Genomic DNA, 12,598 nt, shown 5'->3' with positions numbered 1-12,598 from the left:
GGCTTGCCGCGGAGGTAGGTCAGGACGGCGAGGACTCTGCGGTGGGTGTCGTCGGTCTGGGGCAGGTCGAGCTTGGTGAGGATGCTGCGGACGTGCTTGCCCACGGTCGCGTCCGCGACGACCAGCCGCCGGGCGATGGCGGCGTTGGAGTGCCCTTCGGCGATGAGCGCGAGCACCTCGTGCTCGCGCGGGGACAGCGAGGCCAGAGGGTCCCGGCGGCGGCCGATGAGCTGGCGGATGACCTGCGGGTCCACCACGGTGCCGCCGCCCAGGACCTGGCGCAGTGCGGCGACGAAGTCCGCGACGTCGACCACCCGGTCTTTGAGCAGGTAGCCGACGCGGCCGCCGGTGCCGGAGTCCAGCAGGTCGGCGGCATAGCTGAGCTCGACGTACTGGCTGAGGGCCACCACCGCCAGGTCCGGGTCGGCGCGGCGCAGCTCCACGGCTGCGCGCAGGCCCTCGTCGGAGAAGTCCGGCGGCATCCGGATGTCGGTGATGACCAGGTCGGGGCGGTGCTCGGCGACGGCCGCGTGCAGGGCCGCGGCGTCGTCGACGGCGGCGACGACGTCGAAGGCGAACCTGGCCAGCAGGCCGGCCAGCCCTTCCCGCAGGAGGACGCCGTCCTCGGCGAGGACTACGCGGACGTCGGCTGGTTCGGACTGCACGGAAGCTCCACACGTATGAGGGTCGGGCCACCGGCGGGGCTCGACACCAGTAGTCGGCCGTCGATGACCGCCACCCGGTCGGCGAGCCCGGTCAGTCCGGTGCCGTGGCCGGGTTCGGCGCCGCCCGCACCGTCGTCGGTGATCTCCAGGGTCAGGACGCCGTCGTCCCATCGGGCGGTCAGCCCGGCTCGGACGGCGACGCTGTGCTTGGCGGCGTTGGTGAGCGCCTCGGCGGCGGCGAAGTAGGCGGTGCTCTCGACGTGGCGGGGTAGCCGTCCGGGCAGGTCGGCCTCGACGGCGACCTCCAGCGGGGACCGGTCGGCCAGCTCGCCCAGCGCCGCCGCCAGGCCCCGGTCGGTGAGCACGCGGGGATGGATGCCGTGCACCAGTTCCCGCAGTTCGGTCATGAGCTGCTTGGCCTCCTGGTGGGCGCCGGCGACGGTGTCGGCCGCGGATCCGGGTGGCAGGTCCATCTGGGCGAGCCCGAGCTTCATGGTGAGCGAGAGCAGGCGTTGCTGGGCGCCGTCGTGCAGGTCGCGTTCGATCCGGCGGCGTTCGGCCTCGAACGCGTCGACCAGCCGGGCCCGCGAGCGCGCGACCTCGACGAGTTCGGCCTGGAGCCGTTCGCCGGAGCCGCGCTGGAGCATCGCGCGGGCGAGCGCGGCCTGCGCGGCGGCGACCAGTGCCAGTAGGTACGGGACGGCGGGCAGCAGCACCAGCGCGGCGACCGCGTACGGCAGCGCGGCAGCGGGGGTCGAGACCTTCACCGGGCCGAGCGCCATCGGGCCGTCGCTGCCCAGCAGGATCAGCGGGGCGGTGAGCGCGCCGAGGTGGAAGATCAGCACGGTCAGAAGCGCCGTGTACAGGACCGGGACGGTGGCGGCCAGCAGCAGGAAGTAGCCGAGTTCGCGCCAGGTGACCGGTTCGGTGTAGCGGGTGCGCAGCCACGGCAGGGCGTCCCGGCCCGGTGGGCGCCGATGGGCCGAGCCCGTCGGGCGGTCGTCCACCAGGCGCAGCCGTTGCCGCTCCAGCCTGGCCAGGGGGATGGTCGCCAGCGGTCCGAGCCCGGCGACCAGCAGGGCGCCGAGGACGGCGAGGAACGCCCGCTCGCCGAGGGCGGCGTCCGGGGACGCGGCCAGGAGCAGCGGCAGGCCGATCAGTGCCAGCGGCAGGCCCGCCACGACGACGACCGGCACGGTCGACAGCAGGTAACCGCTGGTGCGCCAGGGCCAGGCCGTCAGCAGGAACCCGCGGTGTCCCATCGCGGCGTGCGCAGTGAGCGGCGGGTCGTTCGGCACAGGCGTACGTTAGCCGACGCTCACGACCCGGCCAGCCCGCCGGGCACCGAGGTAGTGCTGGGCATACCTCCAGGTTGGTGGCTCACCGTGATGCGGCGGATGGTGCCGCGGCGGTGGGATCGAGGGCATGAGACGAAAGATTTCCGCACGGGTCACCGTCCCCCTCGCCGGCATCACCGCCGCCGCTCTGATCGGCGGGCTCGCGCACGCCCCGTCCGATTCCGCCACCGCCTCGGCGCGGGCGGCGTCCCACCAGGCCGGGGATTGGTCGCAGAGCTGGGGGGCGGCGATGCAGCGGCCCATCGCCGGAGGCGAGGACGAGGGGCCGAACTGGTCGGTCGAAGGGTTCGGTGACCATTCGCTGCGCCAGGTCGTCCGGCTCAGTACAGGCGGCACGAAGGTGCGGATCCGGCTGTCCAACCGGTATGCGACCCGGCCGCTGAGGGTAGGCGCCGCGGCGGTCGCGCGGTCGGCGGGAGGTGCCCAGGCGTGGCCGGGCACCACGGCGCCGCTGACGTTCGGCGGCGCCCGGTCCGCGACCGTGCCGCCGGGCTCCGAGATCGCCAGTGATCCGGTGCCGCTGGCGACCGTGCCGCTGGAGAAGCTGGCGGTCACGCTGCGGTTCACGCAGGCGACGGGTCCGGCGACGTTCCACCGGTTCACGACCCAGCCCGCCTACCGCGCCTCCGGGGACCACCTGTCCGACCCTGGTTCCGGGGCGTACACCCAGTCCAGTGACGCCATGTACTACCTGGCGGGCGTGGAGGTGACCGGCGGCTCCGGCTCCGGCTCGGTGGCTGTCTTCGGGGACTCGCTCATGGACGGAGTCGGCGCCTCGCCGGGCGCCGACGCCCGGCTGCCGGACGCGCTGGCCGAGCGGCTGGCCGCCACCCGCGGCCCGCTCGGCGTCGTCAACACCGGGATCGGCGGGAACCGGCTGCGGCACGACTCGGCGTGCAGCGGCGAGAAGGCCACCGCGCGCTTCTCCCGCGACGTCCTCGACCGCCCCGGTGTCCGAGCGGTGATCGTCCATCTGGGCGCCAACGACATCCGCGACACCTCCGGCGACCCGTGCCTGCGGCCGGGCAGATCGGCGACCGCCGCGCAGGTCATCAAGGCGCACCGGAAGCTGATCCGCGCCGCGCGGGCCCGCGGCCTCAAGGTCGTCGGAACGACGGTCGTGCCCATGAAGGGCGCCCTGTTCCCGATCTGGACACCGCAGGTGGAGAAGAAGCGCGACGCCATCAACCACTGGATCCGGACCAGCGGCGCCTACGACGCGGTCCTGGACGCCGACCGGATCCTGGCCGACCCCGCAGACCCGGACCGTCCCCGGCTCTCCTACGTGTACGAGGACGGGCTGCACCCCAACGACACGGGCTACCAGGCCCTGGCGCGAGGCATCGACCTCGGGGCCCTGCGATGAGTGCTGCCGCCGTCGCGGGGCCGCATGCCGTCGCCGCGGTCGCACCGGTGCAACTGCACCAGGTGAGCAGGCAGTACGGGACCGGTGAGGCGCGGGTGCAGGCGCTGGACGATGTCAGCGTGACCTTCCCGCCCGGTTCCTGGACCGCCGTGATGGGCCCGTCTGGATCGGGGAAGTCGACCTTGCTGCACTGTGCCGCGGGCCTCGACCGGGTGACCACCGGGCGCGTCCACCTGGCCGGACGGGACATCACCCACGCCACCGACGCCGTGCTCACCGGGTTGCGGCGCCGCAGCGTCGGGTTCGTCTTCCAGAACTTCAACCTGATCGGCTCGCTGACCGCCGAGCAGAACGTCGCGCTCCCGCTGAAGCTGGCCGGTGCCCGGCCGTCGCGCGGGGACGTGCGGGCGGCACTCGCCGACGTGGGCCTGGGCGACCGCGCCCGGCACCGGCCGCGGGAGCTGTCGGGCGGGCAGCAGCAGCGGGTGGCGATCGCCCGCGCGATGGTGACCAGGCCCTCGGTGCTGTTCGCCGACGAACCCACCGGGGCGCTGGACACCGGTTCGGCCCGCACCGTCCTGCGGCTGCTGCGCGGCATGGTCGACGGGGCCGGTCAGACCGTCGTCATGGTCACCCACGACCCGGTCGCGGCGGCGGGCGCCGACGCGGTGGTGTTCCTGTCCGACGGCCGGATCGCCGACCGCCTGCCGCGCCCTTCCGCCGCGCAGGTGGCCGAGCGGCTCACCCGGTTGGAGGGCTGAGGCGTGCTGCGCATCTCCGCCAGCACCGTCCGCGACCGGTGGCCGCTGTTCGCCGGGGCGCTGCTGACGGTCGCACTGGGCGTGGCCCTGGTCCAGTCGTCGGTGCTCGTGCTGGCCTCCACGGGCGAGCCGGAGATCCCGCCCGGCACCTCCGGCCGGGCCGCCGAGCAGATCAGGGAGGGGTACGTCGGGGCCGCGACGCTGCTCGGCATGGCCACGCCGCTGGCGATGTTCCTGGCGGTGTTCATCGTGGGCTCGACGTTCGCCTTCTCCGTGGAACAGCGGCGCGGGGAACTGGCCCTGCTGCGGATGCTCGGCGGGAGCCGCCCCCAGTTGATCAGGCTGCTGCTGAGCGAGGCGTTCCTGCTGGGGCTGGCCGGGAGCGTGCTGGGCATCGCGCTGGGCGTGCCGGCCGCCTGGGGCCAGGCCCGGCTGCTGATCGGGATCGGGCTGCTTCCCGCCGACTTCTCCGCCGGCTGGTCCAGCGGAGTGCTGCTGCTGTCGCCGAGCGTGGGGATCGGCGTCGCGGTCTTCGGGGTGCTGTCGGCTTCGTACCGGGCCGCCCGGGTGCGCCCGCTGGACGCCTTGCGCGACGGATCCCGTGTGGGCCGTGTGATGACCACCGGCCGCTGGCTGTCGGGTCTGTCCTCGCTCGCCCTGACGGTCGTCCTGGTCATGGCCGGGCATGGGGCGGACCTGCTGGGCGCCCTGCTGATCGCGATGGCCGTGTCGGTGTTCGGGTCGATCGCGCTCGGCGCGCTGAGCCCTCTCGCCGTCCCGCTGGCCGGCGCGGTGCTGGGGACGGTGCTGCGGGGCAGCGTGCTCGGCGAGCTGGCGCAGGCCAACCTGCGGGACGCGGTGCGGCGCAGCGCCTCGACGGCCGCGCCCGTCATCGTGCTGGTCGGCCTGCTGGTCGGCCTCAGCGGCGCGCTGAACTCGCTGGCCCGTGCCACCGGCGCCGACCTCGAACGGATCACCGCCGCCGACCTGGCGGTCACCTCGACCGGCGGCGCCGCGGCCCGGATCCAGACGATCCCCGGTGTCGCTCTGGCCTCGCCGCAGAGCCGGGTGGAGATGTCGGTGACGGCCCGGCACCGCGTGGAGCACCGCTCCTACCGGCAGACGCACCATTCCGGTATCACCGCGGTCGACGCCGACGCCTACCGGCGCACCCACCACCTCACCCCACGCTCCGGCTCCCTGGACGCGCTGCACGGCCGCACCGTCGCGATCGGTCCCCGGCTGGCAGCCGAGGGCGTCCGCGGCGGCACGGTCACGGCGCGGATCGGGGAGCACAAGCTCAAGCTGCGCACCGTCGCGCGCCTCCCGGAAGTCCTGGAGAACGGCAGCGACAGTTTCCTGGTGCCGCGCACTTTGATCCCCGCCGCGATGCTCGCGGACGCGCCGACCGAGACCATGGTGCAGGTCGCCCCCGGCACGTCGCCTGAGGCGGTCGCCGACCGGATCCGCGCCGCCGGGATCGGCGAGGTGCACACCCTTGGCCAGTGGGCCGACGCCAGAGTCGAGGCCCAGCAGAGCGGCACCATGGGGATCATGGCCGTCCTGATGGGGATGTCCGGCCTGTACGCCGCGATCGCGGTGGTCAACGCCGTCGTGATCGCCGCCGCCGAGCGCCGGACCGAGTTCGCCGTCGCCCGTGCGACCGGGCTGAGCCGCGGCCAGGTCGTCCGGACGGCCGCCATCGAGTCCGCGGCTGTCACCCTGATCGGCCTTTTCCTCGGAACCCTGGTCGCCGCGGCCGCACTGGCGGGCTTCTATCCGGGGCCGGGAGGCGTGCGCATCCTCGCCGTGCCCTGGAGCCTCCTCGGCCTGCTGACCGTGGCCTCTCTCGCCGTCACCGCCGGCGCCGGCGCCCTGACCGCACTGGCCGCGACCAAGCCGTCCCCCACGACCCTCGTCGCCGCCCGTGAGTGAACGGTCGGGGTGTCAGAGGTCTTTGACGTAGCGGTGGACCGGGACCGGCGTTGTGCCGGTTGCGGTCGGGGACTGGTAGATGAGCCGGCCGGTGTCGTGCCAGCCGAGGTGTTCGTAGAGGCGGCGGGCTCGGGTGTTTCCGGGGACGACCGCCAGCCAGATCTGGTGGTGCCGTCCCCTGAAGCGGTCTTCCGCGGCTCGCAGGAGGGTGCCGCCGACGCCCTGGCCGCGGGCCGTGCCGTCCACGGCCAGCTGGATGACCTCGCCGTCTTCGTCGCCGAGGATGATCAAGCCGAGAAGGTGGTCGTCGGCGTCGGTGGCCACGAGTGTCGTGCCCAGGTACTTCTCCGCGTGGACGGTGAAGTGCTCGGGGCCCCGGGCGGCCATGAGTTCGGGTGGGACGTGGCCCTCGTGACCGTCCAGCCAGGCCGCCCGCCACAGCGGTGCCAGCCTTGGGAGGTCGGCGGATCGGGCGGGCCTCACGTTCATCGTCACCCTCCGATATCCGGCGTCTCCGACCAGCCGTCCACGACCAGATGGCGCACCTGCTCAAGGTGCCCGTGGGCGAGCACATCGCGCACCGCGAAGGGCCGCAGATCGGCCGACCCCAGTGTGTCAAGAGGAAGCCACTCCTGCACGATGTGCCCTTCGCGGCTCTTCACGTCGGTGGTGTCGAGGGTCGCCAGCACGTAGTGCTCCAGGGAGTGGACGCGGTGGCCGGCATGGACGAAGCGGTTCTCAACCACGAACAGGTAGCGCCAGGAGACCAGGCGAGCGGTCGTCTCCTCCTCGATCTCCTGTCGCAGCCGACTCTCAAAGCTGTCGCCACTCTCGTACTCGCCGCCGATGAACGCGTAGCCGCCACCCGGGGCAGAGTCCGCGGGGCGCTGCACGAGAACGCTGCCGTCATGCACGACGAGCGCCCGCACACTTGGACGGACCAGGTCCCGCGCCGCCACCGCAGCGAAGAACCGATCTTCGAGTTCGGACACGGCACTCACCCTAGACCGTGCGGAATCGACCTCCCCTCGCCTTCACCGTTCGCGGCCGGGGGTCAGGACGGCGGCGGCCGCGGCTGAGACGGCGGCGGCGACGGCGGCGAGGACGAAGCCGTTCGTGAAGCCGGAGAGGGTGTCTCCGACGAGGCTGACCGCGGCGACGCTGGAGATGACGGCGGCTCCGATGGACGCGCCGAACTCGTGGAAGGTGCTGACGATCCCGGACGCGATACCGGACTCGTGGGGGGCCACCTGGCCGAGAGCGGTCGCGGAGGCGACGACGAACATCGCGCCGGTTCCGGCGCCCGCGATGGCGGTGCCGGCCACGACGGTCGCCGGGTGCATCGAGACGGCGGGGACGGCCATGCCGACCGCGGCGGTCGTCAGGCCGATCACGGCGAGGCGGCGGGCGCCCGCCGTGGCGATCGCGCGGCCGGTGAGGTTGGCCCCGAGCATCGTCGCGATCGCGACCGGGAGGAACAGCAGGCCGGTCTGCAGGGCGTTGAAGTCCTCCGCGTGCTGGAAGTAGAAGGTGCCGAGGAAGAACACGGCGATCATCAGGGCGGTCGCCATCAGGATCAGGAACGTGCCGGTGGCCACCGGGCGCCGGGCCAGGAGCGCGACGTCCATCATGGGTGACTTGGCGGTCTTCTGCCTGGCCACGAACGCCACGTAGCCGACCGCGGCGAGCAGCACGAGCGCGGCGGTCGCGATGGTGAGCCAGCCGTCGTCTCCGGCGCGGATGAACGCGTAGATCAGCGCGGCGGACGAGGCGGTGACCAGCAGCGCGCCGAGCAGGTCCAGGCGGGGACGCGGCGCGGCCGCCTTCTGGTGCGGCAGCATCCGGGCGAGGGCGGCGAGGATGACCAGCCCGATGGGCACGTTGACGTAGAAGACCCAGGGCCAGCCGGGGCCCGCGGTGAGCAGCCCGCCCAGCAGGACGCCGAGGGCCGCGCCGCCGCCGCCGAGGGCGGACCAGACGCCGAGCGCCTTGTTCCGCTCGTCGCCCTCGAACAGGTGCACCACGAGGGACAGGGCGGCCGGCGACATCAGCGCCGCGCCGAGCCCCTGCGCGACGCGGCCGCCCAGGAGGAGTCCGTCCGAGCCGGCGAATCCGGTCACGAGCGATGCCGCCGTGAAGACCAGCAGGCCGGTGAGGACGATCCGCTTGGCGCCGAACAGGTCGGCGGCCCGTCCGCCGAGGAGCATGAGGCCGCCGAACGTCAGCGTGTAGGCGCTGACCGTCCAGGTGACGGCCTGGCGGCTCAGGTCCAGGTCGGCCTCGATGTTGGGCAGCGCGATGGCGACGACGGTGACGTCGAGGATCAGCATGAGCTGGGCCACGCCGAGGAACCCCAGGATGCGCCACCGCAGCGGGTGCGGCGAGCCGCTCCGCTCGGCCTTGTCGTGGATGTCTTGTGTCATCACGATCTCCTTAACTCGTACATCGGTATACGACTTATGGGTGGAGAGTAACACGTACTGCGGCGTACGAGTTAGGGTGATGGCATGTCCACCGCCACATCCGGCCGACGCCGGCGCGCGGACGCCGAGCGGAGCATCGCCCGCATCGTCTCCGCGGCCCGCGCGAGCCTGAGCACGAACCCGGCCGCGAGCATCGACGACATCGCCAAGGCCGCCGGAGTGGGCCGGATGACGCTCTACGGCCACTTCCGCAACCGTGCGGAACTGGTCGAAGCCGCCCTGGAGGACGCGCTGCGCGCCGGCGAAGAAGTGCTGTCCGCCGTCGACCTCGGCGGCGACGCGCGAGACGCTCTCGCCCGGCTGCTCGAATCAAGCTGGTCCCTCGTCGCCGAGTCCACGGCACTGCTGGCGGCGGCCCAGGGGACGCTTCCGGCCGGCCGCATCCGTCAACTGCACGCCGCTCCGGCCGAACGCGTCGAGGAACTCATCCGCCGTGGCCAGGACCAGGGCGTGTTCCGCACCGACCTGCCGATGACCTGGCTCGTCGGCGTCATGCAGCAGGTACTGCACGGTGCGGCGGAGGAGAACCGCGCTGAGCGGCTGAAACCAGAGGAGACCGCACATGTCGTGATCGCGACGGTGCAGTCGATCCTGGCCGTCCCGCCAACACGCTGACCGGGTAGGCGGCGGGCTCCCGGCCCGGCTGACCGTGTCGTGGGGCGGTGTCGCGACCGGCGTCCGGGCAGGATGGCCGGGTGAACGAACTCGAAGAAGGAACCCGGCTCACCCTGGACTTCGACAAGCTCGCCGGTGTCGCGGCGACCGGGGCGCGGGTCGTTCCCGTGGTGCTGCAAGACGCGAGGAGCGGGGACGTCCTGTTCATCGGCTACGCGAACGACCAGGCCCTCAAGGCGACGCTGGACGAGCGGATAGCCGTCCTGTGGTCGACGTCCCGCAACGAGCTGTGGCGCAAGGGCGCGACGTCGGGCGACGTCCTCGAAGTAGTGGACGTCCGCGTCAACTGCGAGCAGAACTCCCTGCTCTACCTGGTGAACCGGACCACCGGCGGCGCGTGCCACACGACGCTCCCGTCCGGAGAGGCCCGCCCGACCTGTTACTACCGCTCCGTGACGGATGCCGCGACGCTCCGTCACGTCCAGCAATAGACCGGCCCGGCCGGTAGTGGACAGAGAGTGGAGCGGATGATCGTCGGGCGGCGACGCTGATGGCGGGCGCTCCGTAGCTCGCCGGGGCCGGGGCCGCGCCACGAATCGGGGGTCGCGGATGCGGGGACTGGTCGCTACGGCCCTGGTGAGCTGCCTGGTCCTGGGCGGATGCGGGGACGCGGAGAAGGCGTCCATCCTCGGGGAATCGACGCTCGTGGCCGGGGTGCGGCCCGATCTGCCGGGGATCGGGTTCCAGCGGACCGACGGCGCGTTCGAGGGCCTGGACGTGGACGTGTCGCGCTACCTGGCGGAGCGCATGGGGAAGAAGGTCCGGTTCGCCCCGGCGCTGGCTGCTGATCGGGAGCGGCTGCTCCAGACCGGGAAGGTCGACATGGTGCTGACGTTCTGGCTTGAGCCGGAGTGGAAGCAGCGGCTCGCGTTCGCCGGCCCGTACCTCCTGTCGTACCAGGACATCCTCGTCCGGGACGACGAGCGCGACATCCAGACCGTACAGGACCTGGAGGGACGCGATATCTGCGCCGTCACCGGATCCGGCGCGGCGGAGGCGGTGACCGTGGAGCGGCAGGTGGAGGCCGTGCCGGTGGCGGCGAGGTCCTACGCCGACTGCATGACGATGCTGGGGGACGGCCGGATCGACGCCGTCACGACGAACGACACGATCCTGGCCGGGCTGAAGACGCGGCAGGGCGGGGACTTCCGGCTCCTGAACGCCCGGTTCGGCGAGCGGCGGACGGGCATCGCGATCCGCAAGGGCGACCCGGACGGCTGCGAAGCGCTCAACAAGGCGATCACGCAGATGTACCAGGACGGCGCGATGGCGGGGTTCATGCGCAAATGGTTCGGCACGTCGGGCCTGGACCTGTCGGACGTCGACGTCCCACAGTTCGAAGGCTGCCTGGACGCCTAGGGGCCCTGCGGGTCGGCCGGGGGGCCGTTGCCGTTTCCTGAGTTGCTGCCTGGCGGGCTGCCGTTGCTGCCGGTGCCGTTCCCGTTCCCGTTCCCGTTTCCGTTTCCGGACCCGGTTCCGGTCCCGTTGAGGTTGTTCCCGTTGCCCGAGTTCTCGCCGGGTGGGGAGCCGTTCTCGTTGCCCCGGCCGCGAGGGGGCTTCTTGGTGTTCTGCGGCGCAGGGGTCTCCTTCTGCTGACCGGGGGCGTTCACCCTCCCGGGGGGGTTCGCGGACGTGCCGGCGGAAGGGGAGCCGGACGGCGACGGCCGCTTCTTGGAGGGCGGCGCCTTGGAGGGCGGCGCGGACGGCGGGTCATGGGGGGCCGGGGTGCTGTCCTGGCTCGTGCTGGTGCTGTGGTGGAGCGTCGGAGTCGGCGAGGGTTCCGGGCTCCCGCCATGGAGATGGTTGTTGATAGTGGCGTAGGCCGCTCCTCCGGTGAGGATGAGTGTGCCGACCACCGCCAGGACCTTGACCGTGAGGAAGCGGCGCAGGGCGGCCACATGGGACTTGTGCGCGGGACGGGGAGCGGCGTTGAAGGCGGCGACGGCGGTGTCCTCGCCCGCGAGTTCTCCGGGTTGGGCTGGTGCGGCGGCCGCCGAGAGCAGGTTCTGCAGCAGGGCATGCCCGTCCCCGCCGTCGAGGAGACGGTCTGCGGTGTGCCGGTCGAGGCGTCCGGTCCGGTGGTGGTCGCTCATGCCACCCCTTCAGCGCCGGTTCCACCGCTTTTGTCACCTGGGACGCGGGGGAGTGCGTCTCCCGCCCTCCGGGGGGCGGTCGGCGAGGCGGTCTCGTGGGAGGGCGACAGCAGGTCGGCGAGGCGGCGCAGCCCCCGGTAGGAGGCGGTTCGCACGGCGCCCGACCGCTTGCCGAGCACCTTGCCCGCCGACTTCGCGTCCAGGCCCACGACGACGCGCAGCAGCACTGCCTCGGCCTGGTCGCTGGGGAGTTCGGCGATCAGCCGTAGCGCGTCCTGGGTGGCGATGCCGTCCAGGGCGTCCGTTTCGGTGTCGCCGTCGGCGGCCATCGTGGTCAGCTCCTCGACGGGGAGGTCGCCCACGGGGCGCCGTGACCTGCGGCGCAGATGGTCCAGGGCCCGGTGGCGGGTGATTGTCGCGGTCCAGCCGCGGAAGCCGTCGAGGTCGCCGCGGAACGAGGGAAGATCCCGGGATATCTGCAGCCACGCCTCGGAGGTCACGTCCTCGGCGTCCGCGCCGACCAGCGCGCCGGCGAATCGGATCAGGCGGGGCTGCACGTCGCGGTACAGCATGCGGAACGACGCCTCGTCGCCGTCCTGCGCCGTCCGCAGGGCACGGCCGAGTTCCTCCTCGTCCGCCCGTTCCATCCGGGCCATTGTGCAGGTATTTCGGCTCCGGTGTGACATGTACGCGCAGGTTCGCGCTGACGCATTGAGCGTCCGCGGACTCCACCGTGTGCGACGGCTTCCCACAGGACGAAATGACGGACGAATATGACCGCCAGCACCCCCCAAGACCGGGACGAATTGCTCATCACGGGCATCCCACCGGTCACGAATTCTGAGTCCGAAACCCCGCGAGCGACACAGCCGGAATTACGGCCGGAGACTCCGCCAGGCACCCGGACCCAGACCAAGGCGGTCTTCGTCGACTCGACCGGATGCCGTGCGCGGCTCGGACGGCGGCTGGGCCTGGCCGCCGGGGTGGTGCTCACCGTGTTCCTCGGCACGCTCGGCCTCGGCATGACGACAGGGCCGAGCGTGCCGCTGACGTCGTGGAGCGAGCGGTCCCCCCACCCGCGCGTGGAACCGAGCCGTCCGGACGTCCCGGCGCAGAGATCGCGTGAACGGCACGCCGCCACGAAGCCCGAACCCACCAGGCGGGCCGCCGCGAACCCGGAGCCCAGCGAACGAAGCGGGCCTCCCTCCGCATCGCCGTCCGCGACGGCACCACCGGCGGCGGCCCGCCTGGTGGGTTCGGGC

14 protein-coding genes are annotated in these 12,598 nt (G+C 72.6%); 7 read left to right on the top strand and 7 right to left on the bottom strand.

What is annotated here, in order from left to right:
• A partial coding sequence (locus E1285_RS37860; protein ID WP_132159415.1) for a response regulator transcription factor occupies positions 1-665 on the bottom strand: 665 nt, incomplete at its 3' end.
• Positions 635-1,963, bottom strand: coding sequence for a sensor histidine kinase (locus tag E1285_RS37855; protein ID WP_243723330.1), 1,329 nt, complete (start codon positions 1,961-1,963; stop codon positions 635-637). The genes E1285_RS37855 and E1285_RS37860, both read right to left, overlap by 31 nt.
• Positions 1,964-2,090: 127 nt before the next feature.
• On the opposite strand from E1285_RS37855, the gene E1285_RS37850 reads away from it, so the two are divergent.
• From E1285_RS37850 to E1285_RS37840, 3 genes are read left to right on the top strand one after another with little or no spacing between them, the layout of a single operon-like run.
• Positions 2,091-3,389 carry an SGNH/GDSL hydrolase family protein gene (locus E1285_RS37850; protein ID WP_132159414.1) on the top strand — a complete coding sequence of 433 codons (1,299 nt, stop codon included), beginning with the start codon at positions 2,091-2,093 and terminating at the stop codon, positions 3,387-3,389.
• Positions 3,386-4,150: an ABC transporter ATP-binding protein gene (locus tag E1285_RS37845; protein WP_132159413.1), complete on the top strand. Its 765-nt coding sequence runs from the start codon at positions 3,386-3,388 to the stop codon at positions 4,148-4,150. The genes E1285_RS37850 and E1285_RS37845 overlap by 4 nt, the downstream gene beginning before the upstream one ends.
• Positions 4,151-4,153: 3 nt before the next feature.
• Positions 4,154-6,085, top strand: coding sequence for an ABC transporter permease (locus tag E1285_RS37840; RefSeq protein WP_132159412.1), 1,932 nt, complete (start codon positions 4,154-4,156; stop codon positions 6,083-6,085).
• A gap of 12 nt (positions 6,086-6,097) precedes the next feature.
• On the opposite strand, the gene E1285_RS37835 is transcribed toward E1285_RS37840, so the two are convergent.
• Genes E1285_RS37835 through E1285_RS37825 form a run of 3 tightly spaced genes read right to left on the bottom strand, consistent with a single transcriptional unit; the run spans position 6,098 to position 8,508 of the window.
• Positions 6,098-6,574, bottom strand: coding sequence for a GNAT family N-acetyltransferase (locus tag E1285_RS37835; RefSeq protein ID WP_132159411.1), 477 nt, complete (start codon positions 6,572-6,574; stop codon positions 6,098-6,100).
• 2 nt (positions 6,575-6,576) lie between these two features.
• Positions 6,577-7,077 (bottom strand): NUDIX domain-containing protein, encoded by a 501-nt coding sequence (locus E1285_RS37830; RefSeq protein ID WP_165966924.1) that lies wholly within the window; start codon positions 7,075-7,077, stop codon positions 6,577-6,579.
• 42 nt (positions 7,078-7,119) lie between these two features.
• A complete protein-coding gene (locus E1285_RS37825) occupies positions 7,120-8,508 on the bottom strand; it encodes an MFS transporter (RefSeq protein WP_132159409.1) in 1,389 nt (462 codons plus the stop codon).
• 84 nt (positions 8,509-8,592) lie between these two features.
• Between E1285_RS37825 and E1285_RS37820 the strand changes: the two genes are divergently transcribed.
• From E1285_RS37820 to E1285_RS37810, 3 genes are all read left to right on the top strand, one after another.
• Entirely contained in the window at positions 8,593-9,183 is a 591-nt protein-coding gene (locus tag E1285_RS37820; RefSeq protein WP_132159408.1) for a TetR/AcrR family transcriptional regulator, read from the top strand.
• An 80-nt stretch (positions 9,184-9,263) separates the two neighbouring features.
• Complete coding sequence (locus E1285_RS37815) at positions 9,264-9,674, top strand: phosphoribosyl-AMP cyclohydrolase (protein ID WP_132159407.1); 411 nt, start codon at positions 9,264-9,266, stop codon at positions 9,672-9,674.
• A gap of 118 nt (positions 9,675-9,792) precedes the next feature.
• Positions 9,793-10,602, top strand: coding sequence for a transporter substrate-binding domain-containing protein (locus E1285_RS37810; protein WP_132159406.1), 810 nt, complete (start codon positions 9,793-9,795; stop codon positions 10,600-10,602).
• On the opposite strand, the gene E1285_RS37805 is transcribed toward E1285_RS37810, so the two are convergent.
• On the bottom strand, positions 10,599-11,336 hold the full coding sequence (locus E1285_RS37805; protein ID WP_132159405.1) for a hypothetical protein: 738 nt from the start codon (positions 11,334-11,336) through the stop codon (positions 10,599-10,601). The genes E1285_RS37810 and E1285_RS37805 overlap by 4 nt on opposite strands.
• Complete coding sequence (locus E1285_RS37800) at positions 11,333-11,983, bottom strand: RNA polymerase sigma factor (protein ID WP_243723329.1); 651 nt, start codon at positions 11,981-11,983, stop codon at positions 11,333-11,335. The genes E1285_RS37805 and E1285_RS37800 overlap by 4 nt, the downstream gene beginning before the upstream one ends.
• A 126-nt stretch (positions 11,984-12,109) precedes the next feature.
• Here E1285_RS37800 and E1285_RS37795 point away from each other — a divergent pair.
• Positions 12,110-12,598 (top strand): hypothetical protein (locus E1285_RS37795; protein ID WP_132159403.1); only part of this gene is annotated, 489 nt, incomplete at its 3' end.

The sequence above is a fragment of the Actinomadura sp. 7K507 genome (assembly GCF_004348425.1).
GTDB lineage: Bacteria > Actinomycetota > Actinomycetes > Streptosporangiales > Streptosporangiaceae > Spirillospora.
The sequence above is the reverse complement of the archived record's forward strand: the minus strand, read 5'-3'. Positions and strand labels throughout refer to the sequence as shown.